Raw genomic sequence first — 24888 nt, forward strand, 5'->3', positions numbered from 1 at the left:
CCCGGCGAGCCTAACCGTTCAACTGTCCGCTACGCCCGGCAATAAACGCAAGACACCGCTGACCGTCCCCTCATTCGCGGTCAGCGGTGTGGTGCGGTCGACCCGAAAGCTGACCCGGCAGTCAGCGCAGCGCCGCACGACCTTTCAAGCGGCCCAGGATCACCAGGGTGAGGAGGGTGACCAGCACCAGCAGCGTGGTACTGGCCGCGGCATCGAAGACTTCGCCGCGGTCGGTGGCCGCGAAAATGGCCACCGGCAGGGTTTTCCAGGTCGCGGGGTAGACCATGATGGTCGCCCCCAGCTCACCCATGGACAGTGCGATGGCCAGCCCCGCCGCCGCGCCGAGCGCGGGCAGCAGCAGCGGCAGCGTGATCCGGAACAGGACCCGCGCCGGTCCGGCGCCGAGCGATTCGGCGGCCTGCCGGTAGCCGGGGTCGAGCCGATCCAGCGCCGCGGAGACCCCGCTGAAGGCGTAGGCCAGCACGAGCACCGTGTGCGCCAGGATCACGATCCATTTGGTCCCGCCCAGCAGCAGCGGCCGCTCGTTGAAGGTGATGAGCACGCCCAGGCCGATCGCCACCGACGGCACCGCGACCGGCACATGGAACACCGCGTCGGTGAGCCGCCGCAGCCAGCCGGGCGCCTCCATCGACGCCAGCGCCGCCCAGGTGCCCAGCGCCAGCGAGAGCAGTCCCGCGAGCAGCGCGGTCTGCAGGCTCACCGACAGGCTCGCGGACTCCTCGCCCGACAGCGCCCGGGAGAAGTTCGCGAACCCCAGCTGTGAGGGCAGCGGCCCGTTCCAGCGTCCGGCCAGTGCCGCCGCCACCACGGTCGCGATGGGCGCCACGAACACCACGGCCACCACGACCCCGAACACGGCGAGCACCGCGGCCCGCCCGCGCCTGGTCCACACCAGCATGGTTCAGCTCTCCTTCCGCGCACCGGTGAGGCGCGCGAACAGCAGCCGGTATCCGAGATACAGGCCGAGCGACAGCATTACCTGCACCGAGGCCAGCACCGCGGCCCCCGGCAGATCGAAGGTGACGATGCCGCGCGTGTAGATCAGCGCGGGCAGCGTGATGACACCCTTGGCCCCGGTGAACAGCACGATGCCGAATTCGTTGAGGGTCAACAGCAGCGTGAGGCTGCCGCCCGCCGCCAGCGCGGGCCAGGCCTCCGGCATCACCACCTGCGCCAGCACCCGCCACGGTGAGGCGCCCAGACTGGAGGCCACATCCAGCTGTTCGCGCGGCAGCTGCGCGAACGCGGCCAGCAGCGGCCGCACTACGAACGGCGTGAAGAAGGTGACCTCGGCGAGGATCACACCCCAGGGCGTGCTGAGGAAGTTCACCACCGGCCGCGTACCACCGGCGATCTGGTTGATGAGCGCGTTCACCGCCCCCACTGTCCCGTACAGGAACGTGAAGGCCAGTGTCACGAGGAAGGACGGCAGTGTCAGCACCGAGTCGATGAGCCGGCCCACCAGCTGCGAACCCGGAAACGGCACGAATGCCAGCACGATCGCCAGGAATGTCCCCAGCAGCAGGCAGCCGATGGTCGAGCTGACCGCGATGGTCACGGTGCGCATCAGCGCATTCCGGAACGACTCTTCGGCCAGCACCGCCGACCAGGTCCCGACCCCTCGCCCGGACTTGGTCTTGGTCGATTCCAATAGCACCCGCACGATCGGATACACCGCGATCAGCAGCACCGTCAGCACCGGCGGCAGTGTCCACAGCACCGGCCGCCACGACCGTCCCGGCTCGCGAGTCCCGGGAGCCTCTGCCGCGGAAGGAGACTCGAGCAGCGCGGTCATGACGGCCTCCCGTCCCGCGCCGCGGCCGATCCGGCGAACAGCTCGGACCCCTCGTCGGCGGTCGCCGCGCGCCGTCGCGACACCGTCCGCCGTTCCTCCAGCGGTGGGCTCGATGTCACTGCGGCATAGTCGAATTCACCCGTATCTCGACGGGTCGGGGAGGCGGTCATGCGCGGACCTCGCCGTCGGCGGCGGAGTCGGTGCCGATGCCCGGCGGGATGAGCACCCCGGCCGGGTCGGGGAAGTGTACGCCGATGCGGTCACCGGGCGCGATCTCGGTGTGGCCCAGGACATCCGCGGTGAGCTCGGCGGGGATACCCGCCACATCGAGGTGCAGCCGGGTCGAGGCGCCCTTCCAGACGCTGGTGATCACGGTGGCGTGCAACGCATCTCGTTCGGTGAGCGGCACGATGCGCACGGTGTGCGGCCGGACGCACAGCTGGGCGTCGGCATTCGGTGCCCAATCCGGGCGTCCCACGCCGGGTGGCGGCGCGTCCGCGCGCAGCGTGTGCTCGCCGACGGTCACCAGCGCGGCGGTGCCGGAGACATGTTTGACCGAGCAGGCCAGCAGATTCGCGCCGCCCAGGAAGGATGCGGTGAATTCGGTGGCGGGCTGCTGCCACAGTTTGTGCGCGGTATCGATGTCGACCAGCCGCGCGTCGCGCATGACCGCGATGCGGTCGGCCAGCGCCAGCGCCTCCGCCTGGTCGTGGGTCACGTACAGCATTGCCGTGTCCGGCAAGGCTTTTCGCAGCTGCTGCAGCTCGCCGAGCATGTTCTGGCGCAACTGCGCGTCCAGCGCCGCGAGGGGCTCGTCGAGCAGCAGCACCCGGGGCCGGATGGCGAGCGCCCGCGCGATGGCGATGCGCTGCTGCTGCCCGCCGGACAGCTCGCGCGGCAGCCGCTCGGCGTAGGCGCCCATGCCGACCATGTCCAGGGCCTCGGTCACCCGGGCCCCGATCTCTTTGCGCGGCACACGATGTGCCTTAAGCCCGAAGGCCACGTTGTCGTGCACCCGCATGTGCGGGAAGAGCGCGTAGGACTGCACCACCACCCCGATGCCGCGCTTGGCGGGGGATAGGTCGGTGACGTCGCGGCCGGCCAGCCGCACCGCGCCCGCGGTGGGCCGGACGAACCCGGCCAGCGCCTTGAGCGCGGTGGACTTGCCGGAACCGCTGGGCCCCAGGAGCGCGACCGTTTCCCCCGCGGCCACCCGCAGGTTGAAATCGGCCAGTGCCACAGTGGATCTACGGCCGCGGCCGTAGGTGACTCCGACCCGGTCGAACACGATGGCCGGTTCGTCGGTGGTCTCGCCGGCCACCGTGGATGTCGTCAACGCGGAGGACATGGTTGCTGCTCCTGGGGCTGGTATCGGACTGACGCCGTGCGCTAGCTACCGGTGGCCTTGGTGTAGGCGGCCACGTCGGCGTCGAGATTGTCGAGCACGGAGGTCCAGTCGGGGTGCAGGACGGTCACGTCCTTGATGGTCGAGGCCGGGGACGGACCGTTGCCGGTGGCGGGGGCGCTCGCCAGATCCGTGCGGGACGGGATGGCGAAGGTGTCGGGCAGCGACTTCTGCACGTCGGCCGAGAGCAGGAACTCCATCAGCTTCTTGGCCGCGTCCGAATGCGGCGCGCCCTTGGCCATGCCCATCAGGTAGGGCAGTGAGACGGTCGACTTCTTGCCGTCGGCGGACGCCGGGAAGAAGACGTTGAACTTGGAGCCGTTCTTGACGCTCTGCAGGTTCATCTGCACGTCGCCGTTGGCGATGAGGATCTCGCCCTTGTCCACCTTGGCCTGCAGCTTGCCGGTGGAGGAGGACGGGCCGACATTGTTGGCCTGCAGCTTGGCCAGGTAGTCGAGCGCGCCCTGCTTGCCCATGAGCTGCTGCAGCAGCACCAGCACCGCGGTGCCGTCACCGGCCTGGCCGGGGGTGGAGTACTGCAGCTTGCCCTTGTAGCCGGGCTCGAGCAGGTCGTCCCAGGTCAGCTTGGTGGCGTCGACCGACGGGTTGGCGATGAAGCACAGGTAGTTGCCGGCCAGGGAAACCCACTTGCCGTTGGCGTCCTTGTCGGCGGCGGCGACCGCGCCGGTGTCTACGCCGCTGGCCTGCAGCAGCCCGGACTTGTCGGCCTTCTGCATGAACGGCGGCAGGGTGACGACGACGTCGGCCTGCGGGTTGGACTGTTCCTTCTCCACCCGGCTGACGACCTCGCCGGAGCCGGCTTCCACCTCGTTGACCGTGATGCCGGTCTGCGCCTTGAACTTCTCGAAGACGGGCTTATACCAGTCGCCGAGGCCATCGACGGAGTAGACGGTGACCGTCTTGCCGTCCTTCGAGTCGCTGCCGGTGCCGCCGCAGGCGGTCAGGCTGCAGGCGACCGCGGTGGCGGAGGTCAGGATGAGAGCGGTGCGGGCGATGTTGCGTGCGAGGCGGTTGTTCGAAATACGCACGGTGACTGCACTTTCGGTTCAGGGGACGGTCGAGTCGAAGACCGGATGGAATCGAAGGGATGGGGTACTCCGCCGCCCGGGCGCGGCGCGCCCGGGCGGCGGAATTCTCTAGCCGCGCTCGGCCAGCAGCAGCTGCGCGAATTCGGTGACCGACGGCACCACGTGGGTCGCTCCCGCGGCCCGCAGCTGCTCCTCGGTGTGCGCGCCGGTCAGCGTGCCCGCGACGATGCGCGCGCCCGCGGCCAGGCCGGTGGCGATATCGCTGGACGTATCACCCAGCACCGCAACGCGATCCACGGCGTCGGCTTCCAGCCGCAGCACGGCGGTGAGCACCATGTCGGGGTAGGGGCGGCCGCGCCCGGCGTCGGAGGGGACCAGGGCCAGATCGGCGATGTCGTTCCAGCCCAGCGCGTTCAGCAGCCTGTCCTGGGTCTCGCGGCTGAACCCGGTGGTCAGCGCCACCTTGATGCCCGCCGCCCGCAGCGCCGAAATGGCCTCCGCGGCACCGGGAATCGGATTCACACCCGCGTCGGCGAATTCCGCGTAGGCGGCCTCGAAGGCGCGGTTGGCGAGCTGGGCGCGGTCCTCGTCGCCGAGCAGGGTGCGGAAGCACCAGATCTTGGACTGGCCCATGGTGTCCTGCACGAAGGTGCGGGCCGCCGCGCGCTCCGGGCCCTCGGCGGGCACGCCCGCGGCGGTGATGGCCGCCTCGAATGCCCGCTCGACCAGCCCGTCGTCGGCGACGGTGGTGCCCGCCATATCGAGGACGGCGAGTTCGATCTGCTTGTCGGACACGGTGATTCCTTTGGTCGAGGAGGTCTCAGAGCGAGAGGAGGGCGGCGGTCTCTTCGCCGAGGGCGGGGCCGAGCGTCATGCCGCGGCCACCCGGACCGGTGACGACCCAGACGCCGTCGGCCGCCTGCGCGCGGGTGACGATGGTGCCCGGATCGATGGACTGGCTGTACACGCCCGCCCAGCGCCGCACGATCGGCGGCAGCTTGCGGCCCAGCAGTTCCTCCATCACGCCGGTGAGGTGTTCGTAGGGGGCCTCGTCCACGTCGAAGGTGAACGGTTCGTCGTACTCGTGGGTGTCGCCGATGGTGAGCCCGCCGTGCAGGCGCTGCACGGCCAGCAGCTGCATCTTGTGCTGGGCGGCCGTGAAGGGCTGCGCCTCTTCACGATTGAGCCGGTCCAGCTCCGGGCCGGCGAAGGCCGGGTAATAGCGGAAGCTGTCGCCGTCGGCGATGGCGGTGGTGAGCGGTTCGCCCAGGGGAGCGGTCTGCATCATCTGCAGCCGCACCCGGCGCACCGGAATGTCGCCCACCAGTTCGCGGGTCAGGCCGGTGTGCGCGGCGCCCGGGCAGACCAGCACCAGATCGCCCTCGTGGCGGCGGCCGCGGTCGTCGATCACGGTGGTGCCGGTGACGGCGCGGGCCTCGGTGCCGGCGTAGAAGGCGTAGCGTTCAGTGGCCTCCATGTAGCGCCGCAGGGCGGGCAGCGCCTGCCGGGACTCCACGGCGGCATCGGTCGAACAGTGCAGGCCCGCAAGGAATTTGCCGCGCAGCGCGGGGTTCAGCGCGCGCACCCGGTCGACGTCGAGCAGTTCGAAGCCGCGTTCGGCGGCCGACGGGTGGGCCGCGGCGGCCTCGGCCACCGCGAGCTCGTTCTCCGAGCGCACCAGCGTGAGGGAACCGGCCGCGCGGAAGCCGACGCCGGGGACCTGGCCGCCGATCTCCTCCCACAGCTGCCGTGAGCGCAGGGTGAGCTCCAATTCGTGTGCGCTGCGCCCCGATACCCACACCAGACCGAAGTTGCGCACGGTCGCGCCGCGGGCTTCGACCTCGCGCTCGAGGTGGATGACGTGGTGGCCGCGCCGGATGGCGGCCAGAGCGTGGGCGGTACCGAGGATCCCTCCGCCGATGATGACCAATCGCATGGGAATCATCCTGGGCAATGGTCTAGACCTACGAGTGTTTCGTGTGGAAACGGTAGGTTAATAATTGGTATAGACCAATTCTGTGTAGGCTGGGGTCATGGACACGAGGGAGGCTGCCGGGGTGGAAGACCAGGTGGGGTCAGGCCGTCCGCTGGGCGAAATGCCCGGCGCTGGAACCGATTCCGCGCCGAACGCGCGCCTGCCGAAGTCGTACCGCGTGCGCGCGGAACTCGAGGCGCTGCTCGCCGAACTCTCCGAGGGCGACCCGCTGCCCTCGGAACGCGAACTGGCCCTGCGCTGCGGCGTCGCCCGCGAAACCGTGCGTCAGGCGGTGCGAGAACTCCTGGTGGAAGGCCGTATTCGCCGTCAGGGCCGCGGCACGGTGGTCTCGCGCCCGAAGATGGTGCAGCCCCTGTCGCTGCGCTCCTACACCGAGGGCGCGATCAAGTTCGGCCGCAAACCTGGTCGTCTGCTCGTCGAATGGACCGATATTCCGGCGGACAAGGACACCGCCCGGGACCTCGCGCTCGAACGCGGCACACCGGTCATGCATCTGGAGCGCATCCTGCTCGCCGACGGCGAGCGCATCGGCCTGGAGAGCACCTGGATGCCGCTGGACCGCTTCGCCGTGCTGCGCGAGTTCTACAACCCGGAGACCTCGCTGTACGCCGCCACCCGCGGCATGGGCGTGGTCTACGCGGTCGCCACCGAGCGCATCGAAACCGTGCTCGCCTCACCGCGCGAGGCCGCCCTGCTGGAATGCACGACGGCCCTGCCGATGCTGCTGCTGCACCGCCGCAGCGTGGACGGTGAAGGCGTGCCCATCGAACGCGTGCGCTCGCTCTACCGCGGCGACCGCATCGCGTTCCAGGCCAGACTCACCGATTACTGACGCCGATCAGCCGAGTTGCGGGGCGACCTTTCCGCCCAGCAGCTCGATGGCGTGCAGCACCTTCTGGTGCGGCAGCGTGCCCACGCTGGCGTGCAGCATGAACCGGTCCAGTCCGAGCGTGTCACGGACATCGGCGATCTTCTCCGCGACATGGTCCGGCGTGCCCACGAACAGCGAACCGCTCTGCGAGCGCAGCGCATCGAACTGCTGCCGCGTCATCGGACCCCAGCCGCGCTCGCGCCCGATTCCGGACATGGCCCGCGCGTACGGCGCGTAGAAGTCCTCGACGGCTTCCTTGTCGGTGTCGGCGACATACCCGTGCGCGTGCACCGCCACCGGCTGCGGCTCGTGCCCGCCTTCCTCCAACGCCCGGTGATACAGATCCACCAGCGGCTTGAACCGCGCCGGCTGCCCGCCGATGATGGCGATGGCCAGCGGCAGGCCCAGCAGCCCCGCGCGCACGACGGATTCGGGGCTGCCGCCCACCGCGATCCACACCGGCAGCGGCCGATTCTCGGTGCGCGGGTAGACGATCGCGTCGGTCAGCGGTGCGCGGAACCTGCCGGACCAGGTGACCGGCTCCTCCTCGCGGATCTTCAGCAGCAGCGCGAGCTTCTCCTCGAAGAGCTCGTCGTAGTCGCTGAGGTCGTATCCGAACAGCGGGAACGATTCGATGAACGACCCACGCCCGGCCATCAATTCGGCCCGACCGTTCGAAATCCCGTCCAGCGTCGAGAAGTCCTGGAAGGCCCGCACCGGGTCGGCGGAGCTCAGCACGGTCACCGCGCTGGTGAGCTGGATCCGTTCGGTGCGTGACGCGATGGCCGCCAGCACGACGGCCGGCGAGGACGCGGCGAAGTCCTTGCGGTGATGCTCACCGACGCCGTAGACGTCCAGCCCGGCCTGCTCGGTGGCCACTGCTTCCTCGACCACCTGCCGCAACCGCTCGCCCGCGGTCGGCACCGGCCCGTCTCCGCCGACGGGATGAGTTTCAGCGAATGTCGTCAGTCCCAGTTCCACGGCCGGAACCCCTCTCGAGTCTTGTTTCCAAGTCAACCGAGAGGATAAACGGACCACGGTCCGGAAGAATTCCCCCGTACCCGGACCTGGGAATCTCGCGATCCGGACCGGCAGATAGTCTGGTACCCATGTCTGTGCGCACCCGCAAGCCCCTCGTACCCGGGCAGCAGTCGCCCATTCGCGAGGTCCCGAAGAACATCGAGCGACCCGAGTACGTCTGGAAGAAGACCGCCAAGGAGGGGCACGAGCCCTGGGTGCAGACCCCGGAGACCATCGAGAAGATGCGGATAGCGGGCAAGATCGCGGCCCAGGCCCTGGAAGAGGCCGGCAAGGCCGTCGCGCCCGGTGTCACCACCGACGAGCTGGACCGGATCGCGCACGAGTACATGCTCGACCACGGCGCGTACCCGTCGACCCTGGGCTACAAGGGATTTCCCAAGTCCTGCTGCACCTCGCTGAACGAGGTCATCTGCCACGGCATCCCGGACTCGACCGTGATCGAGGACGGTGACATCGTCAATATCGACGTCACCGCCTACATCGACGGCGTGCACGGCGACACCAACAAGACCTTCCTCGCCGGTGATGTGGACGAGGAGGTGCGCCTGCTGGTCGAGCGCACCGAGGAGGCCACCATGCGGGCCATCAAGGCGGTCAAGCCGGGCCGCGCGCTCAACGTCATCGGCCGCGTCATCGAGGCCTACGCCAACCGCTTCGGCTACGGCGTGGTCCGCGACTTCACCGGCCACGGCGTCGGCCCCACCTTCCACTCCGGGCTGGTCATCCTGCACTACGACCAGCCCGCCGTGGAGTCGGTCATCGAGCCGGGCATGACCTTCACCATCGAGCCCATGATCAACCTGGGCGGCATCGACTACGAGATCTGGGACGACGGCTGGACGGTGGTCACCAAGGACCGCAAGTGGACTGCCCAGTTCGAACACACCCTCGTCGTCACCGACGACGGCGCCGAGATCCTGACGCTCCCGTGAGGGTCGCGATGCCCCAGCGGGGTACCAGAACTCGGGCCATCGGCTCCCGCGGCCCGCGGCGGAAGAATTCGCGGGTCCTCCCGCCCAACCCCCGCGACGAGGGTCTGGGCGCGCTCCGCGCCACCATGCGACGCCACGTCGAACTCGCCGCGGGACGGCAGGTGCCGGAAGCGGACGACGCCCCCGGCGAGCAGCCCGACGTCGAAGTGAGCGACAGCGCGGACGTAGAAGCGGACGACGGCCGCGACGTCTACACGAGCCGGGATGCCTACACGAGTAGCGGCCGAGACTCCTACCTCGGCCGGGACGCCTACACCGGCGGTTCGCGAGCGGGGAACAGCTCGCGGTGACGGGTGCGCCGCCGGTCGCGGGTGTCACCTCGGACGCCGGGAAAAGCGTTGTGGTGGACGGATTTTGCCGCCAGTTCGCAGTAGAGAGCGCGGAACGCGTGCGGCGTCACCGTCCTCGACTTCAGCTGCCGGTGGAGCGTCGGATCGCAGGAGTGAAGGGTGCTCCGTCGGCGGCGGGCGCCACCTCCGAAGCGGGGGTGAGCATGGTCGCGGCCGGGCTTCGCCGGATGTCGGCGAGGCGTGGGCTGAGTGTCGTACCGCGGAGCATGGGGAGCGGCTCTGCGGTGGACGGTATCGGGTGACCCGGGTGAAGGGCGCTCTGCTGGTCGCGGGGACCACCTCCGATGCGGGGAAGAGCGTTGTGGTGGCGGGGCTCTGCCGCATGCTGGCGCGGCGCGGGGTGCGGGTCGCACCGTTCAAGGCGCAGAACATGTCGAACAACTCGGTCGTCACCCTGGACGGCGGGGAGATCGGCCGGGCGCAGGCCTTGCAGGCTCGCGCCTGTGGGCTGGAACCCAGCGTGCGATTCAACCCGGTGCTGCTCAAGCCCGGGAGTGATCGGCGCTCGCAGCTGGTGGTGCGCGGCAAGGCCGTCGACACCGTGGGGGCGAAGGACTATTTCCGGCATCGGCAGCAGTTGCGTGCCATTGTCGCCGAGGAATTGGCCTCGCTGCGAGCCGAATTCGATGTGGTGATCTGCGAGGGCGCGGGGTCGCCCGCCGAGATCAATCTGCGGGCAACGGATCTGGCGAACATGGGTTTAGCGCGAGCGGCGGATCTGCCGGTCGTGGTGGTCGGCGACATCGATCGCGGGGGAGTGCTCGCCCACCTGTTCGGGACCGTGGCGGTTCTGGAACCCCAAGACCAGCAACTGATTTCCGGGTTCATCATCAACAAGTTCCGGGGCGATGTGGACCTGTTGCGACCGGGGCTGGACCAGCTCGCCGAGCTGACCGGGCGGCCTGCGCTCGGTGTCATCCCGTTTGCCGAGGACCTCTGGATCGACGCGGAGGACTCGCTCGGCACCGTCGCCGACGCCCCCGTCGGCCGTTCCCGCCCGCCGCTTGGTGCAGAGTGGCTGACGGTCGCCGCGATCCGGCTGCCACGCATCTCCAATTCCACCGATGTGGAGGCCCTGGCCTGCGAACCCGGGGTGTCCGTGCGCTGGGTGAGCGACCCGTCTCGTCTGGCCGGAGCGGACCTGGTCGTCATTCCCGGCAGCAAATCCACCGTCGGAGACCTGGAGTGGTTGCGGCGCACCGGGATTGCCGACGCCCTGACGGTGCGTGCGGCGGCCGGTGGCCCCATCCTCGGCATCTGCGGCGGCTACCAGATGCTGGCCCGCACCATCGTCGATCCGGTCGAATCCGCCGTGGGCACCGTCCCCGGCCTGGGCCTGCTGGACCTGGAGATCGAGTTCGCCGACCCCAAGGTGCTGCGCCGTTCCAGCGGCCGTGTCCCGAATCATGGTGTGCCGGGCCGTGACAGCGATCTCCCGGTGCACGGCTATGAGATCCACCACGGCCGTGTCACCCGGCAGGGCGACGACCCGTGGTTCGAACTCGACGGCGCTCCCGAAGGCAGTGTGCGCGAGGCGATCTGGGGTACCCATCTGCACGGAGCCCTGGAGTCGGACGAGTTTCGCCGCGCCTGGCTGCGGGTAGTTGCCGAACGGGCGCGCCGCACCGATTTCGTTGTCTCCGACACTGTTTCGGTCGCCGAGGTGCGCGCCGCCCAGCTGGATCTGCTGGCCGACCTCATGGAGAAGCACCTCGACCAGGACGCGCTCGAACAGCTCATCACCGCGGGTGCGCCCGCGGGTCTCCCCGTTCTGACCGTCAAGAAGTGACCGCCGTCACAAAAATCCGCCCGACTCGCATTCGGCCCCTCCGGCGCTCCTGTAGCGTGATCGAACATGGAATCTCGGCGGATCACGGTCGGTGACCGCGAGTGGGCGGTGCGAGTCGGCGGACCCGAAACCAGGCACCACGTCCTGCTGCTACCCGATGCGGGCGATCCGGCCGATATTTACGACCAGGTCTGTGCCCGGCTGCAGACCTCGGACCTGCACACCATCGCGATCGAATCGATCGACGGTCTCGACGCCACCACCGTTTTCGCCATCCTCGACCAGCTGAAGGTCCCGTGGGCCAACCTGGTCGGCAGCGGCGCGGGCGCGGACCTGGCCTGGCAGCTGGCCGCCCGCGGCTTCGGCCGCTTCATGAGCCTCATCGTGGCCGGCGGCGGTCATCCGGCCGCGCCGGGCGCGAACGGCGCCGTCAAGGACCCTTCCTGCCCGCCGGTGGAGATCCCCACCACCCTGCTGGCCACCAAGCGCCTGCCGCGTCCGGTGGCCGAGGCTTCCAGCCGGTTCGTCTACGGCGAATTCCGGCTGGTCCCCATGGATGTCGCCGATGTGGCCGCCGAAGCGGGCCACGAGCTGGCCACCGAAGTGGTGCTACGCACCAGCCTCTGGTGAATCGGCCAGCCACTTCAGCCAGGAATTCAGCTCCCTGAACGCCTGGGTGCGCGGCGTCTCCGACGACAGGAACACGTCGTGCCGCGCGCCCTCGATGGGCACGATATTGGTGCGCTCGCCCAGGCAGCCCGACCAGCGCTGGATCTGCTTGACGTCGAGTACCAGATCCGCCAGGTCGGCGGCGGGTCCGTACTTCCTCATGAACTTGGTGGCCTTCGACCGCAGGATCAACGCGGGCACACCGATGTCCAGGCCCTTGTGCAGCCGGAGCTGACCGCGGCGAATCGCCCGCAGCCAGCCGGCGTGAACCGCGTAGCCGCTCAACGGTTTCCAGTCCAGGTTGTAATCCCACTCGCCGGAGACGCTGTGGTGCAGGCTGTCACCGTACGCGGTGGAGACGCCGAGCGGCAGCTTCGCGAACCCCCGCAACCGGCCCAGGCCCTCCAGCAGCGGCGTGCCCACCGAGCGGTAGTAGCCGGGGCCCTGCAGGTCGAACCAGGGGCTGTTGAGCACCAGGCCCGTGATGCCCTGCGCGCGAGCGCCACCGGTGGCCTGCAATCGGTTCAGCCACAGCGAGGTCACCAGGCCACCGGTGGAGTGCGCCATGATCAGCACCGGCAGCTCGGTCTCCTCGCGGATGACCTGCAGCGACCGGTTCAGTTCCCCGTCGTAGAGCGCCAGATCGCTCACGTAGTGCGGGGTCTGCCCGGCCCGCTGCGAGCGTCCGCATTTGCGCAGATCCAGCGCGTAGAAGGCATAGCCCTGGGCGGCCAGGTGCTGGGCCAGGTGCTCCTGGAAGAAGTAGTCGGTGAACCCGTGCACGTACAGCACGGCCCGGGTGGCGACCGGGGCGTCGGCCGGGGCATAACGGACCAGGGTGGCGACCACGTCGCCCTCACCGTCCGGATCCGGACCCATCGGAATGGTCAGCTGCTGGTAGTCGGCACCCAGCACATCGGGCTGCCAGGTGGTGGTCAACGACGTGGTGGATGACGTTTCGGAGGTCACACGCCCAACATAGACCGCGTCCCGACGATGTCCATTTGGGAGGGATCTCTCACATTCGGGGATTTCGAAGCAGGATTCGGGAATGGTCAGGGGCAGAATTGAGTCCAAGTGAACGACGGGTAACCTAACCTCCACCTGGTGACCCACAAATGACAAGGAAGTCGATCAACGCCGTGTCGAACGCTGCCACGATTGAAAAGACCGATGTAGTACTCATAGGTGCCGGCATCATGAGTGCCACCCTCGGTGCCTTGCTTCGACAGGTGCAGCCGGATTGGTCGATCACCATCTTCGAGCGCTTGGAGGCCGCGGCCGCGGAGAGCAGCGACCCGTGGAACAACGCCGGTACGGGCCACTCCGCCCTGTGCGAGCTGAACTACACGCCGCGGAACGCCGACGGCTCGGTGGAGATCACCAAGGCCATCGACATCAACGAGCGCTTCCAGGTCTCGCGCCAGTTCTGGTCCTACTCGGTCGAGAACGGCGTGCTGGCCAACCCGTCGAACTTCATCAACCCCATCCCGCACGTGAGCTTCACCCACGGACCGGACGGCGTGGAGTACCTGCGCAAGCGCCACGAGGCGCTGTCCAAGCACCCGCTGTTCGAGGGCATGGAATTCATCGACGACGCAGCCGAATTCAGCCGTCGCCTGCCCCTGATGGCCAAGGGGCGCGACTTCTCCGACCCGGTCGCCCTGAACTGGACCGAGGCGGGCACCGATATCGACTTCGGTGAGCTGACCAAGGAACTGCTGGCCTACCTGGGCGCGTCGGGTGCCGACATCGCCTTCGGCCACGAGGTGCTGAACCTGACCAAGCAGTCCGACGGCTCCTGGCTGGTCAAGGTCCGCAACCTGCGCAGCCACAAGGTGCGGGTCATCAACGCGAAGTTCGTTTTCGTCGGCGCGGGCGGCGGCGCGCTGCCGCTGCTGCAGAAATCGGGCATCAAGGAGATCCGCGGCTTCGGGGGCTTCCCGGTGTCGGGTCTGTTCCTGCGCTGCACCAATCCGGGCCTGGTGGCTCAGCACGAGGCCAAGGTATATGGCCAGGCGTCGGTTGGTGCGCCTCCGATGTCGGTGCCGCACTTGGACACTCGCGTCATCAATGGCGAGAAGGGCCTGCTGTTCGGCCCGTACGCCGGCTGGACGCCGAAGTTCCTCAAGGACGGCAAGATGACCGACCTGATCAAGTCGGTGAAGCCGAACAACCTGTTTTCCATGCTCGGTGTCGGTGTCACCGAGATGGGCCTGGTCAACTACCTGGTCGGTGAGCTGCTCACGTCGCAGGCCGGTCGCATCGGTGCCATGGAGGAGTTCATTCCGCGCGCCGACGGCGACGATTGGGAGCTGATCATCGCCGGTCAGCGTGTTCAGGTCATCCGCCGCAAGGGCGCGGGCGGCGTGCTGGAGCTGGGCACCGCGGTCGTGGCGGCCGAGGACGGCACCATCGCCGGTCTGCTCGGCGCGTCCCCCGGCGCGTCCACCTGTGTCAGCGCCATGCTGGACGTCATGAAGAAGTGCTTCCCGCGCGAATTCTCCACGTGGGAGCCGAAACTCAAGGAAATGGTGCCGTCGCTGGGCGTCAAGCTCTCCGAGAACCAGGCCCTGTATCGCGAGGTCTGGGACTGGTCCACCAAGGCTCTGCAGCTGGATTCGGTGGATTCGGACAACACGCCCAAGCCCGTCGGTATCGCTTCTCACGCCTAGATGTGATAGCAAGACGCGATGATGTCAACGGTTGCTCTCAAACGGTCGTGGTCCCAAGACCTGGACACCGCGACGCTGTACAAGCTGTTGAAACTTCGCGTCGAGGTGTTCGTCGTCGAGCAGAAGTGCGCGTACCCGGAACTGGACGGGTTCGACCTGCTACCGGAAACCCGGCACTTCTGGCTCGACGATGAGGGCGAGGTCATCTGCACCCTGCGCCTCATGGAGGAGCACGACGAGGGCGTGAAGTCCTTCCGCATCGGCCGCCTCTGCACCGCCCCCGAGGCCCGCGGTCACGGCTACACCACCCGCCTGCTGCAGGCCGCCCTGGCCGAAGCCGGCTCGGCGACCGTCCGCCTGAACGCCCAGACCTACCTGCTCGACATGTACACCAAGCACGGCTTCAAGCCCGACGGCGAGGAGTACATCGAAGACGGCATCCCGCACATCCCGATGCGCCGCGGCTGACCCCGCACCCACCGAACAACCCCGCGCCCGCTGTGAAACCCACAGCGGGCGCTGCTGTTTCACCCAGTGGCCCAGGTCGGCAGCGCGACCGGGAAGGGGTGCTCGGGGTGGGAGACGGCGACGCCCTTAGAGTTGGGGTCGTGTCCGTTTCTCCTGTGGCTTACTCCGAGAGTGTTCGTACGGCCGGTGACGAGGCCGGGTTTCCGTTCTCCGCGGTGGTGGGGCAGGAGCGGTTGCAGCTGGCGCTGATCCTGTGCGCGGTGCACCCGGGGATCGGTGGGGTGCTGGTGCGCGGGGAGAAGGGGACCGCGAAATCGACCGTGGTGCGGGCGCTGGCGCAGTTGCTGCCACCGGTGGTGGACGAGTCGGGGGCGCGGCCCGCACGGCTGGTGGAACTGCCGGTGGGCGCCACCGAGGACCGGGTGGTCGGGTCACTGGATCTGGAGCGGGTGCTGCGGGACGGGGAGCAGGCGTTCAAGCCGGGGCTGCTGGCCGCCGCGCATCACGGCGTGCTCTACGTCGACGAGGTGAACCTGCTGCACGACCATCTGGTGGATGTGCTGCTCGACGCGGCCGCCATGGGGCGGGTGCACATCGAGCGCGACGGTGTCTCGCACACGCATCCGGCGCGATTCGTCCTGGTGGGCACCATGAATCCGGAGGAAGGCGAGCTGCGGCCGCAGCTGCTGGACCGATTCGGGCTCACCGTGGACGTGGTCGCCTCCCGCGATGTGGACGTGCGGATGGCCGTCGTCCGCCGCCGCCTGGACTACGAGGCGGATCCCGGCGCCTTCGCCGGCCGCTACGCCGCCGCGGATCGTGAAGTGGCCGAACGCATTCTGACCGCCCGCGACAAACTCGCCGACGTCGGTCTCGACAATGTCGAGCTGCGCCGCATCGCCGCCCTGTGCGCGAGCTTCGATGTCGACGGCATGCGCGCCGACCTGGTGGTGGCGCGCACCGCGACCGCCCATGCGGCCTGGCGCGGGGCGACCGCGGTCACCGAGGCCGACGTCCGCGTGGCCGCCGAACTGGCGCTGCCGCACCGCCGTCGCCGTGATCCCTTCGACGAGCCCGGCATCAGCGAGGAGCAACTCGACGACGCCATGCGGAACGCGGCCGAGGAAGCGGCGCGCGCCGAGGAGGACGACAGCCTGGGAAAAGGTGAAGCGGTCCCGCCGGACAACGGTGCGGGACCGCAGGATCCGGCGGACGGGGCCGAGAATCCCGGCCTGAACCCGGAACACGCCGATTCACCTGGCGCCGAACCGGACTCGCGCCATGGCGGCGGTGGGTCGATAGATGGCTCGGACCCCTTGCCGAGTGACTCCGACACCCCGGGTGACGGCCCGGATTCGGATCATGGCCTCGAGCCGGACAGCGGCCCGGATTTCCCTGGGGGAGGGCAGAATTCACTGGGTGACCCGCGCTCGGATGACGACGATCGGCGTGGCCGGAACGACTCGGCCGGCCGTGAGGGCCGCGTCGCAGCCCCCACCGCAACCCTGCCCAAGCCCCCGCGCTGGGAGGTCCCCGGCGTCGGCGAGGGCGCGCCCGGCCGCCGCTCCCGTGCCCGCACCCGGCAGGGCCGCGTCGTGCGCACCACCGACGACACCTCCACCGGCCTGCATCTGCTGGGCACCATCTTCGCCGCGGCCCCGCGCCAGTTCGAGCGTGGCCGCCTGTCGGGCCCCCTCGCCTTCGCCCCCGACGACCTGCGGGGCGCGTATCGCGAAGGCCGCGAAAGCAACCTGGTCGTCTTCGTCGTCGACACCTCCGGCTCCATGGCCGCCCGCGACCGCCTCGCCGCCGTCACCAACGCGGTGGTGGCGCTGCTCCGCGACGCCTACCAGCGCCGCGACAAGGTCGCCGTCATCACCATGCGCGGCCAGGACGCGGAACTGGTCCTCCCGCCCACCACATCGGTCGACATCGCCGTCCGCCGCCTCGCCGACCTCCGCACCGGCGGCAAAACCCCACTCGCCCAGGGCCTCCTGAAGGCCCGCGACCTCATCCGCCGCGAACGGACCCGGGACCCCCACCGCCGCCCCCTCCTCGTCCTCCTCACCGACGGCCGGGCCACCGGCGGCACCGACCCGCTCCCGCGCGCCCGAACCGCCGCCCGCATGCTCGCCGCCGACGCCGTCACCGCCATGGTCATCGACTGCGAACGCGGCATGATCCGCCTGAACCTCGCTCGCGACATAGCCACCGCCCTCCGCGCCGGCTACCTCCAATTGACAGCCCTCACCGGCGATTCCGTCGCCGGCATCGTCCGCGCCACCCGAGCCGCCTGACCACCCACCCGTTCCGCCGCCGCCAGTTGCGGCGGATGAGATTACCCGTGACATGGCCGCCGAAACCCTTGGCGGACTCTGGGTCCGAGGCCTCGCCGACGTTGGCGACGCCGCACCGTGGCGGTCGGCGGATCCGGATCGGGGCGTGCGCCGGGGTTCCGGAGCGGCCCGGGCCATCACCACAACCGGTGACCGGTCGTCGTCCTGGACCGGGGCGCGGGTCGGCGCGCCGGGTGCGTATGGCACCGTGATTCACCGACGAGTCGGTGTGGAAGGAGCTGGAGACGATGCCGAAGGGTGTGCCGCTGCCGGAGAGCATTCCGGATGACGGGCTGACGACGCGGCAGCGTCGGAATCTGCCTGTGCTCGCGGTGCACACCGGGCCCGGGAAGGGGAAGTCGACGGCGGCGTTCGGAATGGCGCTGCGGGCCTGGAATCAGGGGTTCGATGTCGCGGTGTTCCAGTTCGTGAAGAGCGCGAAATGGAAGGTGGGCGAGGAGGCCGCGTTCCGTACGCTCGGGACGCTGCACGATGAGACCGGGGTCGGCGGGGCCGTGGAGTGGCACAAGATGGGGGAGGGCTGGTCGTGGACGCGGAAGCAGGGGTCCGATGAGGATCATGCGGCCGCGGCGCTGGCGGGGTGGCAGGAGATTCGCCGTCGCCTGGAGGCCGAGCAGCATCGGTTCTATGTGCTGGACGAGTTCACCTACCCGCTCAAATGGGGCTGGGTCGACGTGGACGAGGTCGTCGAGACGCTGCGCGACCGGCCGGGCAACCAGCATGTGGTGATCACCGGCCGCGACGCACCGCAGGCGCTGATCGAGGCCGCGGACCTGGTTACCGAGATGACCAAGGTGAAGCACCCGATGGACGCGGGCCGCAAGGGCCAGCGCGGCATCGAATGGTGAACACGCCCGCGGTCGTCATCGCCGCGCCCGCCTCGGGGAGCGGGAAGACAACCGTGGCCACTGGATTGATCGGCGCGCTGCGCCGGGCCGGGCACCGGGTCGCGCCGTTCAAGGTGGGCCCGGACTACATCGACCCGGGATACCACGGTCTGGCGGCCGGACGGCCCGGGCGGAACCTGGATCCGGTGCTGGTCGGGCCCGACCGCGTGGTGCCGCTGTACCGGCACGGGAGCCAGGGCTGCGATCTGGCGGTCGTCGAGGGCGTCATGGGCCTGTTCGACGGGCGCATCGACGAGCACCACACCGAACCCGTCGCGGAGGGCTCGACCGCCCAGATCGCCGCCATGCTGGGCGCGCCGGTCATCCTGGTGGTCGACGCGCGCGGGCACAGCCAGAGCCTGGCGGCCCTGCTGCACGGATTCGCGACCTACGACAGCGGAATCCGGCTCGGCGGAGTGATCCTCAACCGGGTCGGCAGCGAACGCCACGAGCAGGTGCTGCGTGCGGCCTGCGCCCGCGTCGGGCTGCCGGTACTGGGTGCACTGCCGAGGCTGGCCGAATTGACGGTGCCGTCACGGCATCTCGGCCTGATCCCGGCGGTGGAGCACGGCTCGGCGGCCCAGGCCGCCGTGGACGCCATGACGGATCTCGTTGCGGCACATATCGATCTCGCGGCGGTGGCCGCCTTGGCCGCGTCGAGCGCACAGGGGCAGGACTGGGATCCCGGTGCCGAGGTGGCGGCGGCCGAATCCGGGCCGGTGGTGGCGATGGCGGGCGGACCGGCGTTCACCTTCGGGTACGCCGAACATCGCGAGCTGCTGGCGGCGGCGGGCGCGCAGGTGCGAGTCTTCGACCCGCTGCGTGACGAATTGCCCTCCGGTGCGGCCGGATTGGTCCTTCCCGGCGGTTTCCCCGAAGAGCACGCCGCCGAACTCGCGGCCAATACGGGCCTGCTCGACGCCATCGCCGAACAGGCCGGCCGCGGTCTCCCGATCCACGCCGAATGCGCGGGCCTGCTCTACCTGACCCGCACCCTCGACGGTCACCGCATGGCCGGGGTCATCGACGCCGAAGCCGAATTCGGCCCGCGCCTCACCCTCGGCTACCGGGACGCGGTGGCGCTCACCGATACTCCGCTCTGGAGCGCGGGCGCACGCGTGCGCGGCCACGAATTCCACCGCACCCGCCTGGTCACCCCCGGATCCGCCGCTGCGGCCTGGGCCTGGCGCGCTCCCTCCGGCGAGACCGTCCGCGAGGGTGCGGCAGTGCATCGCGTCCACGCGTCCTACCTGCACACCCACCCCGCCGGGAATCCAGCGGCCATCGACCGATTCATCACCACCGCAGCTGATTTCGCCCGCACCCATGCCCCGGCCTGAATTGGCTGTCGGGGTTGGACTCCGTCCCGGGACAACCGCCGACGCGATCCTCGCTGCCATTCGGAACGCGTTGGGCGACAGGGAGATCCGCTGCTTGGCGACCGTCGAGCGGCGGATCGGAGAGCCCGGGATCCGAGCGGCCGCCGACCGGTTGGGTGTCGAGCTGGTGGGATTCACGCTCACGGAGCTGGAGGCCGTTTCCGTTCCCAATCCGTCGGAGCGGGTCGCGCTTGCCGTGGGGAGCGCTAGCGTCGCTGAGGCGGCTGCTGTGCTTGCCGGCGATAGCGGGAATTTGGTCATCGCCAAAACCGTTTTTGGTGGGGTTGTTATCGCTGCGGCAGAATTAAATTCGTAGTCACAGATGTGAAAAGCGGAGTAATACAGGACATTTCGGATTCCTATGTTGTTGCTGTAGCGGTAAAATCAATGCATGAACTCGATGGGGGTGACACTCGACGCATGCGGTATCGCCGATCTGGCAGCCGCTGTGGAAACCCTGTCGAATTCCGTCCTCCACGGCAACCTGAACCCGTTTTCCGATGGTGATGTCGTGGAGTTGATGCAGCGGCTGGAAACCTGCAAACGTCAACTGTCGGCGCTGGATTCACGTTTGATCGTCGAAGCCTGCAATCGTTCGCTGCCCGAGGGCAGTGGGGCGAAGGGCGTGGTGTCGTTCCTGCGGCAGACGTTGGGCCTGTCGCGGTACGACGCGTCGGTGCGGGTGAAGATCACCCGCCGGTGCGGGGAGTTCTTCGAGCCCACCGGTCATCTGCGTCCGGCCGCGTTGGAGAAGACCGCCGAAGCCTTTGAGGCAGGCGATATCTCGCGTGATCATGTTCGCAACATCATCGACGTGATGACCCACCTGCCTGCCGACATTCCCGCCGAGACGCGCGCGGAGGCCGAGGACATCCTGGTCGGCCATTCCCGCACTGGTTGGCCTGATGACCTGCCCAAGATCGGGCGCGACATCCTCGCCCGCATCGACCCCGACGGCAAGGTCGTCTCCGATGCCGATCGCCGTCGTCGCCGTGGCCTGATCCTGGGCCGTCCCGGGGTGGATGGCATGTCGTGGATCGAAGGCTGGATCACCCCTGAGCTGCGGGCTCTGCTCGATGCGGTGTTCGCCAAGCTCGCGCGTCCGGGCATGTGCAACCTCGACGACACCGACAGCGTTTCCGCCACGGCCAAGGTCGTCGATTCGACGGTCCTCGAGGCTGCTGCGCGTCGTGACCGTCGTGATGCTGGTCAGCGCACCCACGACGCGTTGTTCGCGTTGCTGCAGCCCGGTGTCGACCCGGCCAGGCTGGGTTCGCATCGTGGTTTGCCGGTGCAGGCCATCCTGACCATGAACCTGGCCGATCTCGAGCGTGGGGCCGGGGTCGCGACCACCGCTTCCGGCGGGCACGTCTCGATCGACGAGGCGTTGAAGATGGCCGAGGGCACGCGTCCGGTGCTGGCGGTCCTCGACGCGGACGGGTTGCCGCTGTATCTGGGGCGTTGCCAGCGCCTGGCCAGCCCGGCTCAGCGGTTGGCGTTGATCGCTCGCGACAAGGGTTGCACCCGCCCGGGATGCGAGGCCCCCGCGAGCATGTGTGCGGTGCACCACATCACGGACTGGGCCAAGGGCGGGTCCACGGATCTGACCAATCTGACCCTGGCCTGCGATCGCTGCCATGCGCTGGTGAATGGCAGTGCCGGGGGTTGGAAAACCGTTGTCATGGGCAAGGATTCCCCGTATCGGGGGCGTGCCGGGTGGATTGCCCCGAAACGTCTTGACCCCACGGGCATGGCGCGGGTGAACGATCGACATTACGTGGGGGAGTGGGTCGCCGCTGCGATCGATTCGAGTTGCCGGAGGTGGGGTGCACGGGCGGCGTGATTCCCGGCTGCTCGTGTGCTGCTGGTGTGCGCAGGGACCGGGGAGTGTGGTCACCCTCGCCTGCCCTGCCGGACTTGGGCTGCCGCCGGGCTGGGAGCCATCTCCCGCCGATCCCGGCCCACGGACGGCACGCATCACCTTCTACGGACAAAACCCACCGCAAGACCACCTTGAAATCCTCGAACACCGAACAACCACAGCGGTCTCCTCCTCGCGACATCCCATCCTGCGGATACCCCAACCCCGAGATCCAAGCGAATACCTCCTGCAGCGACACCCACATGCAGGTTCAAAGGTGAGCGGGCTGGTAGACGAAGGCGCGCCCCCAAGCCCGTCCCCCTCCCTTCTCCAGGCGTCCTTTGGTCTTTTGTCTTTTGCGTTTTGTTCTTTATCTTTTGCCTTGTGGCGTATCCCACCCTCGTACCCGACGGCTGGCGCACCTTCCTGATGTGGTGGCGTTTCTGGGGCACTGTCGGCTTCTGCGCCACAGCCTTCCTGTCCTTCCTCATCATCAGAGACCTGGACGGCATCCCAGAGTTCTGCGGCTGGCGGCACCCTTGCCCACCCCAGATCATCCTGGGCCTGGGCGCGTTCCCCCTGTACACCTGGGCAGCCGGTGGAGCCGTCTCCTGGCAGCTCGGTCGCATAGCTCGACGCCACGGCTGGCGCCCCACCTGGGCACTCGCGATCGGTGCCCTGATCTTCGTCGCAGGCTTCCTACTCAGCCTCTACATGGTCGCCACTTACTGGTGGCCCTCCACCTGACCACTTCCTCATCCGGGCCGTGGTGTCCGCGATCAGTGAATTCCACAGTAGGCCACCGGAATTGCCGACATTGACGTCACTCTCACACGCCGCAGCCCCCGCCGGGTGGTTGGTTGCCGGCGAGGGCTGCGGCTGTGCGCGATCAGGGTGCGACAGCACCCCAATCGGCGAATCCGGTCGGATCATGGCGGCCCATGGTGCCGTGCTCGAACAGTCCCCAGCCCTCGGCGTCGCCGCAGCGCGCCTTGCCGACATGGTCGATGACGCCGAACGGAATGCGCCCGACAATGGCCGGGTCGGTCAGGTCGTAGAGCTTGCTCTCGGACCAGTCGCGGCCCTTCCATTGGCCGTGCTGCCAGTCGGGGTCGCCGCCGTAACCGCAACCGACATTGAGGGCCATGAAGGTTCCGGCCTCGACTTCGACCTCGAGCGGCTTGCCGTCGGGCGTGGTGAGATCCAGGCGCACCCGCGTCGGGATGCGCGTGCCCGACTTGTACGTCAGATGCACACGGGGCCAGCCCAGTTGCTCGACTCGCCCGTCCTTCCAGATCCGGGTGGCGTCATTGAGCGTGCGGAAGCCGTTGGGCTCCTCCTGCACGATGACGATGATGGAGAACTCGTCGAACAGCAGCGGCACGTACAGCCACCAGAAGCCTTCGGACGGTTCGGACCCCAGCCGGCCCGGGTGATCGGATTCGCCGACCGGGCGGATCCCCCAGGAGCGATCGCGGGTGCCGCACCATGCGGACGGGTCCACGCTGATATCGGTGCCGTCGACATGCAGTGTGCCCGACCAGGTTCCGACCTGCGCGAAGCGCTGCGCGTCGATGATGGGCCGGTGCACGCCGGTGAGGATGGTGTGCGGCTGTTCGGCCACGGCCGGGAAGGAACCCTCCCAGGTCAGGTCGAAGGACAGGTCCTCGTGTTCGCAGAGCACGCGGATCTTCTGCAGCGGTTCGGCGATCTCGATCCGGTAGCCGCCGACCTTGGGCTCGAGGCTGCGCTCGGCCAGGGTGTCGGAGAACCGCACGGCCCGCTGGGTGTCGCCGCGGCGCACGGTCGCGAACGCGTCGGTCACGCCCAGGTTCGGATATACGCCGAAACCGGTGACCAGGAAGGTGTCACTGCCGGTGTCGAGCGCGTTGAAGTAGTTGCGGTCGTAGAAGTTCCGATCACTGGTCCCGACCCGCGACATGGACAGCGGGGTCTGGTGGATCGGGTATTCGTCGAGCGAGTTGATCTGATTCTGCGTCATCTCTCAATCCCACGAGTAGGTGCCGTCGAGCATGGATTCCAGCAGGTGCCGGTGCATCACGTAGTCGTCGCGATCGTCGTTGTCGGCCGCCTCGCCGAAGTGGATCATCCGCCGCCGGATGCGGGCCATCACGATGCCGTGCCGCAGCGCGGCGTACATGAGGTACCAGTCCAGGTCGCGCACGGCGTGCCCGCTGGCCTCCGCGTAGAGCTTCTCCACATCGGCGCGCCGCATGTAGTCGGCCAGGCCCGGCTGGTCGAACCGCGTGGCGATGTCCTGGAAGAACCGGTGGATGAGAATCGTCCAGGCCACGTCGAGTTCCCGCGGGCCGATGGCGGCCATCTCCCAGTCCAGTACCGCGACCGGATCGAACTCGTCGAACATGACATTGCCCGGCCGGGCGTCGCCCCAGCTCAGCACGTCGGGTCCGGTATCGGTGGGGAAGTTCTCCTCGAGCCAGTCGAAGGTGCGCTCCAGCAGCGGGATGCGGAAGCCGTCGCGCGCGAGCGCCCAGTCGTACCACGCCCGCTGGGCCTCGAAGTGCCGCCGCAGTGCCGAGCCCTCGCCCGCCAGCATCGGGAACCGCTGGGCCGGATCGGGAATCGAGTGCACCTTGGCGATGATCTCGATGGTCCGGCAGGTCACCTGGTAGCGCTGCTCCGGGGTGGCCTCGTGCAGCCAGCCGATGAACACGTACGGCGGATTGTCCTCGGGCACACGGCCGTTCACGCGGCGCATGACGAAGAACGGCGCGCCGAGCACATTGTCGGAACCGGTTTCCAGCCAGCACAGCGGCGGCACCGGCAGGTCGGTGGCCTCGGCGACACCGGCCATGACCGCGAACTGCGTTGCCAGGTCGTAGTTCTCGAACACCGGAAAGGAGCTCTGATCGGGCGCGAGCCGCGCCACGAAGGACCCGCCGGCCGCCTGCCCCTGCTCGGTCCATTCGGCGTCGAAGAGCAGCGTGGTGCTGGACATGCCGCCGGCCTGCGGCCGGGTGATCGAGGTGACCCGCGGCGGCTCGTCGGCCTCGACCCTGGTCCCGAGCCACTGCGCGAGTTCGGTCGCGAGTTCATCGAGGTTCTGGTCGGAAACCGTGAGTTCCATCCGCTGGTTGGGATCGGCGTGGGCCGAAGTCATGGGGTCCTCCCTGCGCGGGTGTAGCGGAGTGCGCCTGTGGGCTACCGGATGCGGCCGAGTCGCCGCTGTGGTAAGTCCGGTCGGCACGTTGGGTGAAATGTAACGCGTTCTAAATAGCTCCGGTAGGGGATCGGCGAGACC

General features: G+C 68.7%; 23 protein-coding genes. 13 read left to right on the forward strand and 10 right to left on the reverse strand.

Features of this window, described 5'->3' with window-relative positions:
- Positions 1 to 121: 121 nt before the first annotated feature.
- The 6 genes from AB0L60_RS36485 to AB0L60_RS36510 all read right to left on the reverse strand — a co-directional run bounded on the left by AB0L60_RS36485 (position 122) and on the right by AB0L60_RS36510 (position 6206).
- Positions 122 to 919, reverse strand: a complete 798-nt coding sequence (locus AB0L60_RS36485; protein ID WP_364623938.1) for an ABC transporter permease subunit — start codon at positions 917 to 919, stop codon at positions 122 to 124.
- Positions 920 to 922: 3 nt separating this feature from the next.
- Positions 923 to 1816, reverse strand: a complete 894-nt coding sequence (locus AB0L60_RS36490) for a 2-aminoethylphosphonate ABC transporter permease subunit (protein WP_364623940.1) — start codon at positions 1814 to 1816, stop codon at positions 923 to 925.
- Between the two features lie 166 nt (positions 1817 to 1982).
- Entirely contained in the window at positions 1983 to 3164 is a 1182-nt protein-coding gene (locus tag AB0L60_RS36495; RefSeq protein ID WP_364623942.1) for an ABC transporter ATP-binding protein, read from the reverse strand.
- 41 nt (positions 3165 to 3205) lie between these two features.
- A complete protein-coding gene (locus tag AB0L60_RS36500; protein ID WP_364624031.1) occupies positions 3206 to 4237 on the reverse strand; it encodes a 2-aminoethylphosphonate ABC transporter substrate-binding protein in 1032 nt (343 codons plus the stop codon).
- A 141-nt stretch (positions 4238 to 4378) separates the two neighbouring features.
- Positions 4379 to 5065, reverse strand: coding sequence for a phosphonatase-like hydrolase (locus AB0L60_RS36505; RefSeq protein ID WP_364623944.1), 687 nt, complete (start codon positions 5063 to 5065; stop codon positions 4379 to 4381).
- Between the two features lie 25 nt (positions 5066 to 5090).
- Positions 5091 to 6206, reverse strand: a complete 1116-nt coding sequence (locus AB0L60_RS36510; protein ID WP_364623946.1) for a TIGR03364 family FAD-dependent oxidoreductase — start codon at positions 6204 to 6206, stop codon at positions 5091 to 5093.
- Between the two features lie 160 nt (positions 6207 to 6366).
- Here AB0L60_RS36510 and AB0L60_RS36515 point away from each other — a divergent pair, with 160 nt between their 5' ends.
- Complete coding sequence (locus tag AB0L60_RS36515; protein WP_364624033.1) at positions 6367 to 7098, forward strand: GntR family transcriptional regulator; 732 nt, start codon at positions 6367 to 6369, stop codon at positions 7096 to 7098.
- Between the two features lie 6 nt (positions 7099 to 7104).
- Here AB0L60_RS36515 and AB0L60_RS36520 read toward each other — a convergent pair whose 3' ends face one another.
- On the reverse strand, positions 7105 to 8118 hold the full coding sequence (locus AB0L60_RS36520; RefSeq protein ID WP_364623948.1) for an LLM class flavin-dependent oxidoreductase: 1014 nt from the start codon (positions 8116 to 8118) through the stop codon (positions 7105 to 7107).
- 128 nt (positions 8119 to 8246) lie between these two features.
- Here AB0L60_RS36520 and map point away from each other — a divergent pair, with 128 nt between their 5' ends.
- The 4 genes from map to AB0L60_RS36540 all read left to right on the forward strand — a co-directional run bounded on the left by map (position 8247) and on the right by AB0L60_RS36540 (position 11939).
- Positions 8247 to 9110: a type I methionyl aminopeptidase gene (map, locus tag AB0L60_RS36525; RefSeq protein ID WP_364623950.1), complete on the forward strand. Its 864-nt coding sequence runs from the start codon at positions 8247 to 8249 to the stop codon at positions 9108 to 9110.
- A gap of 8 nt (positions 9111 to 9118) precedes the next feature.
- Positions 9119 to 9460 carry a hypothetical protein gene (locus AB0L60_RS36530; protein WP_364623952.1) on the forward strand — a complete coding sequence of 114 codons (342 nt, stop codon included), beginning with the start codon at positions 9119 to 9121 and terminating at the stop codon, positions 9458 to 9460.
- Between the two features lie 307 nt (positions 9461 to 9767).
- On the forward strand, positions 9768 to 11309 hold the full coding sequence (locus AB0L60_RS36535) for a cobyric acid synthase (protein ID WP_364623954.1): 1542 nt from the start codon (positions 9768 to 9770) through the stop codon (positions 11307 to 11309).
- A 66-nt stretch (positions 11310 to 11375) separates the two neighbouring features.
- A complete protein-coding gene (locus AB0L60_RS36540) occupies positions 11376 to 11939 on the forward strand; it encodes an alpha/beta hydrolase (RefSeq protein WP_364623956.1) in 564 nt (187 codons plus the stop codon).
- On the opposite strand, the gene AB0L60_RS36545 is transcribed toward AB0L60_RS36540, so the two are convergent.
- Positions 11919 to 12857 carry an alpha/beta hydrolase gene (locus AB0L60_RS36545; protein WP_364624035.1) on the reverse strand — a complete coding sequence of 313 codons (939 nt, stop codon included), beginning with the start codon at positions 12855 to 12857 and terminating at the stop codon, positions 11919 to 11921. The two genes, AB0L60_RS36540 and AB0L60_RS36545, sit on opposite strands and share 21 nt — an antisense overlap.
- A gap of 239 nt (positions 12858 to 13096) precedes the next feature.
- Between AB0L60_RS36545 and mqo the strand changes: the two genes are divergently transcribed.
- From mqo to AB0L60_RS36585, 8 genes are all read left to right on the forward strand, one after another.
- Entirely contained in the window at positions 13097 to 14653 is a 1557-nt protein-coding gene (gene mqo, locus AB0L60_RS36550) for a malate dehydrogenase (quinone) (RefSeq protein ID WP_364623958.1), read from the forward strand.
- An 18-nt stretch (positions 14654 to 14671) separates the two neighbouring features.
- Positions 14672 to 15121, forward strand: coding sequence for a GNAT family N-acetyltransferase (locus AB0L60_RS36555; RefSeq protein ID WP_364623960.1), 450 nt, complete (start codon positions 14672 to 14674; stop codon positions 15119 to 15121).
- A gap of 140 nt (positions 15122 to 15261) precedes the next feature.
- Positions 15262 to 17418: a magnesium chelatase subunit D family protein gene (locus AB0L60_RS36560; protein ID WP_364623962.1), complete on the forward strand. Its 2157-nt coding sequence runs from the start codon at positions 15262 to 15264 to the stop codon at positions 17416 to 17418.
- A 287-nt stretch (positions 17419 to 17705) separates the two neighbouring features.
- Positions 17706 to 18326, forward strand: coding sequence for a cob(I)yrinic acid a,c-diamide adenosyltransferase (gene cobO / locus AB0L60_RS36565; protein WP_364623964.1), 621 nt, complete (start codon positions 17706 to 17708; stop codon positions 18324 to 18326).
- Entirely contained in the window at positions 18320 to 19705 is a 1386-nt protein-coding gene (locus AB0L60_RS36570; RefSeq protein WP_364623966.1) for a cobyrinate a,c-diamide synthase, read from the forward strand. The genes cobO and AB0L60_RS36570 overlap by 7 nt, the downstream gene beginning before the upstream one ends.
- Positions 19692 to 20060, forward strand: a complete 369-nt coding sequence (locus AB0L60_RS36575) for a cobalamin biosynthesis protein (protein WP_364623968.1) — start codon at positions 19692 to 19694, stop codon at positions 20058 to 20060. The genes AB0L60_RS36570 and AB0L60_RS36575 overlap by 14 nt, the downstream gene beginning before the upstream one ends.
- Before the next feature lie 75 nt (positions 20061 to 20135).
- On the forward strand, positions 20136 to 21587 hold the full coding sequence (locus AB0L60_RS36580) for a DUF222 domain-containing protein (protein WP_364623970.1): 1452 nt from the start codon (positions 20136 to 20138) through the stop codon (positions 21585 to 21587).
- A gap of 402 nt (positions 21588 to 21989) precedes the next feature.
- A complete protein-coding gene (locus AB0L60_RS36585; protein WP_364623972.1) occupies positions 21990 to 22352 on the forward strand; it encodes a hypothetical protein in 363 nt (120 codons plus the stop codon).
- A 142-nt stretch (positions 22353 to 22494) separates the two neighbouring features.
- On the opposite strand, the gene AB0L60_RS36590 is transcribed toward AB0L60_RS36585, so the two are convergent.
- Together AB0L60_RS36590 and AB0L60_RS36595 are read right to left on the reverse strand one after the other, a co-directional pair.
- Complete coding sequence (locus tag AB0L60_RS36590; protein ID WP_364623974.1) at positions 22495 to 23607, reverse strand: hypothetical protein; 1113 nt, start codon at positions 23605 to 23607, stop codon at positions 22495 to 22497.
- A gap of 3 nt (positions 23608 to 23610) precedes the next feature.
- Positions 23611 to 24747 carry a phosphotransferase family protein gene (locus AB0L60_RS36595; protein WP_364623976.1) on the reverse strand — a complete coding sequence of 379 codons (1137 nt, stop codon included), beginning with the start codon at positions 24745 to 24747 and terminating at the stop codon, positions 23611 to 23613.
- Positions 24748 to 24888: the final 141 nt, after the last annotated feature.

The organism is Nocardia sp. NPDC051981, assembly GCF_040680715.1.
Classification (GTDB): Bacteria; Actinomycetota; Actinomycetes; order Mycobacteriales; family Mycobacteriaceae; genus Nocardia.

What these genes read in the sequence shown, in the direction of transcription:
- AB0L60_RS36555 (WP_364623960.1), top strand. Translation starts at nt 14,672, where the DNA reads ATGATGTCAACGGTTGCTCTCAAACGGTCGTGGTCCCAAGACCTGGAC.
- AB0L60_RS36570 (WP_364623966.1), top strand. Translation starts at nt 18,320, where the DNA reads ATGGTGAACACGCCCGCGGTCGTCATCGCCGCGCCCGCCTCGGGGAGC.
- AB0L60_RS36595 (WP_364623976.1), bottom strand. Translation starts at nt 24,747, where the DNA reads ATGACTTCGGCCCACGCCGATCCCAACCAGCGGATGGAACTCACGGTT.
- map (WP_364623950.1), top strand. Translation starts at nt 8,247, where the DNA reads ATGTCTGTGCGCACCCGCAAGCCCCTCGTACCCGGGCAGCAGTCGCCC.
- AB0L60_RS36545 (WP_364624035.1), bottom strand. Translation starts at nt 12,857, where the DNA reads ATGGGTCCGGATCCGGACGGTGAGGGCGACGTGGTCGCCACCCTGGTC.
- mqo (WP_364623958.1), top strand. Translation starts at nt 13,097, where the DNA reads ATGACAAGGAAGTCGATCAACGCCGTGTCGAACGCTGCCACGATTGAA.
- AB0L60_RS36530 (WP_364623952.1), top strand. Translation starts at nt 9,119, where the DNA reads ATGCCCCAGCGGGGTACCAGAACTCGGGCCATCGGCTCCCGCGGCCCG.
- AB0L60_RS36495 (WP_364623942.1), bottom strand. Translation starts at nt 3,164, where the DNA reads ATGTCCTCCGCGTTGACGACATCCACGGTGGCCGGCGAGACCACCGAC.
- AB0L60_RS36540 (WP_364623956.1), top strand. Translation starts at nt 11,376, where the DNA reads ATGGAATCTCGGCGGATCACGGTCGGTGACCGCGAGTGGGCGGTGCGA.
- AB0L60_RS36510 (WP_364623946.1), bottom strand. Translation starts at nt 6,206, where the DNA reads ATGCGATTGGTCATCATCGGCGGAGGGATCCTCGGTACCGCCCACGCT.
- cobO (WP_364623964.1), top strand. Translation starts at nt 17,706, where the DNA reads ATGCCGAAGGGTGTGCCGCTGCCGGAGAGCATTCCGGATGACGGGCTG.
- AB0L60_RS36485 (WP_364623938.1), bottom strand. Translation starts at nt 919, where the DNA reads ATGCTGGTGTGGACCAGGCGCGGGCGGGCCGCGGTGCTCGCCGTGTTC.
- AB0L60_RS36580 (WP_364623970.1), top strand. Translation starts at nt 20,136, where the DNA reads ATGAACTCGATGGGGGTGACACTCGACGCATGCGGTATCGCCGATCTG.
- AB0L60_RS36575 (WP_364623968.1), top strand. Translation starts at nt 19,692, where the DNA reads ATGCCCCGGCCTGAATTGGCTGTCGGGGTTGGACTCCGTCCCGGGACA.
- AB0L60_RS36590 (WP_364623974.1), bottom strand. Translation starts at nt 23,607, where the DNA reads ATGACGCAGAATCAGATCAACTCGCTCGACGAATACCCGATCCACCAG.
- AB0L60_RS36515 (WP_364624033.1), top strand. Translation starts at nt 6,367, where the DNA reads ATGCCCGGCGCTGGAACCGATTCCGCGCCGAACGCGCGCCTGCCGAAG.
- AB0L60_RS36490 (WP_364623940.1), bottom strand. Translation starts at nt 1,816, where the DNA reads ATGACCGCGCTGCTCGAGTCTCCTTCCGCGGCAGAGGCTCCCGGGACT.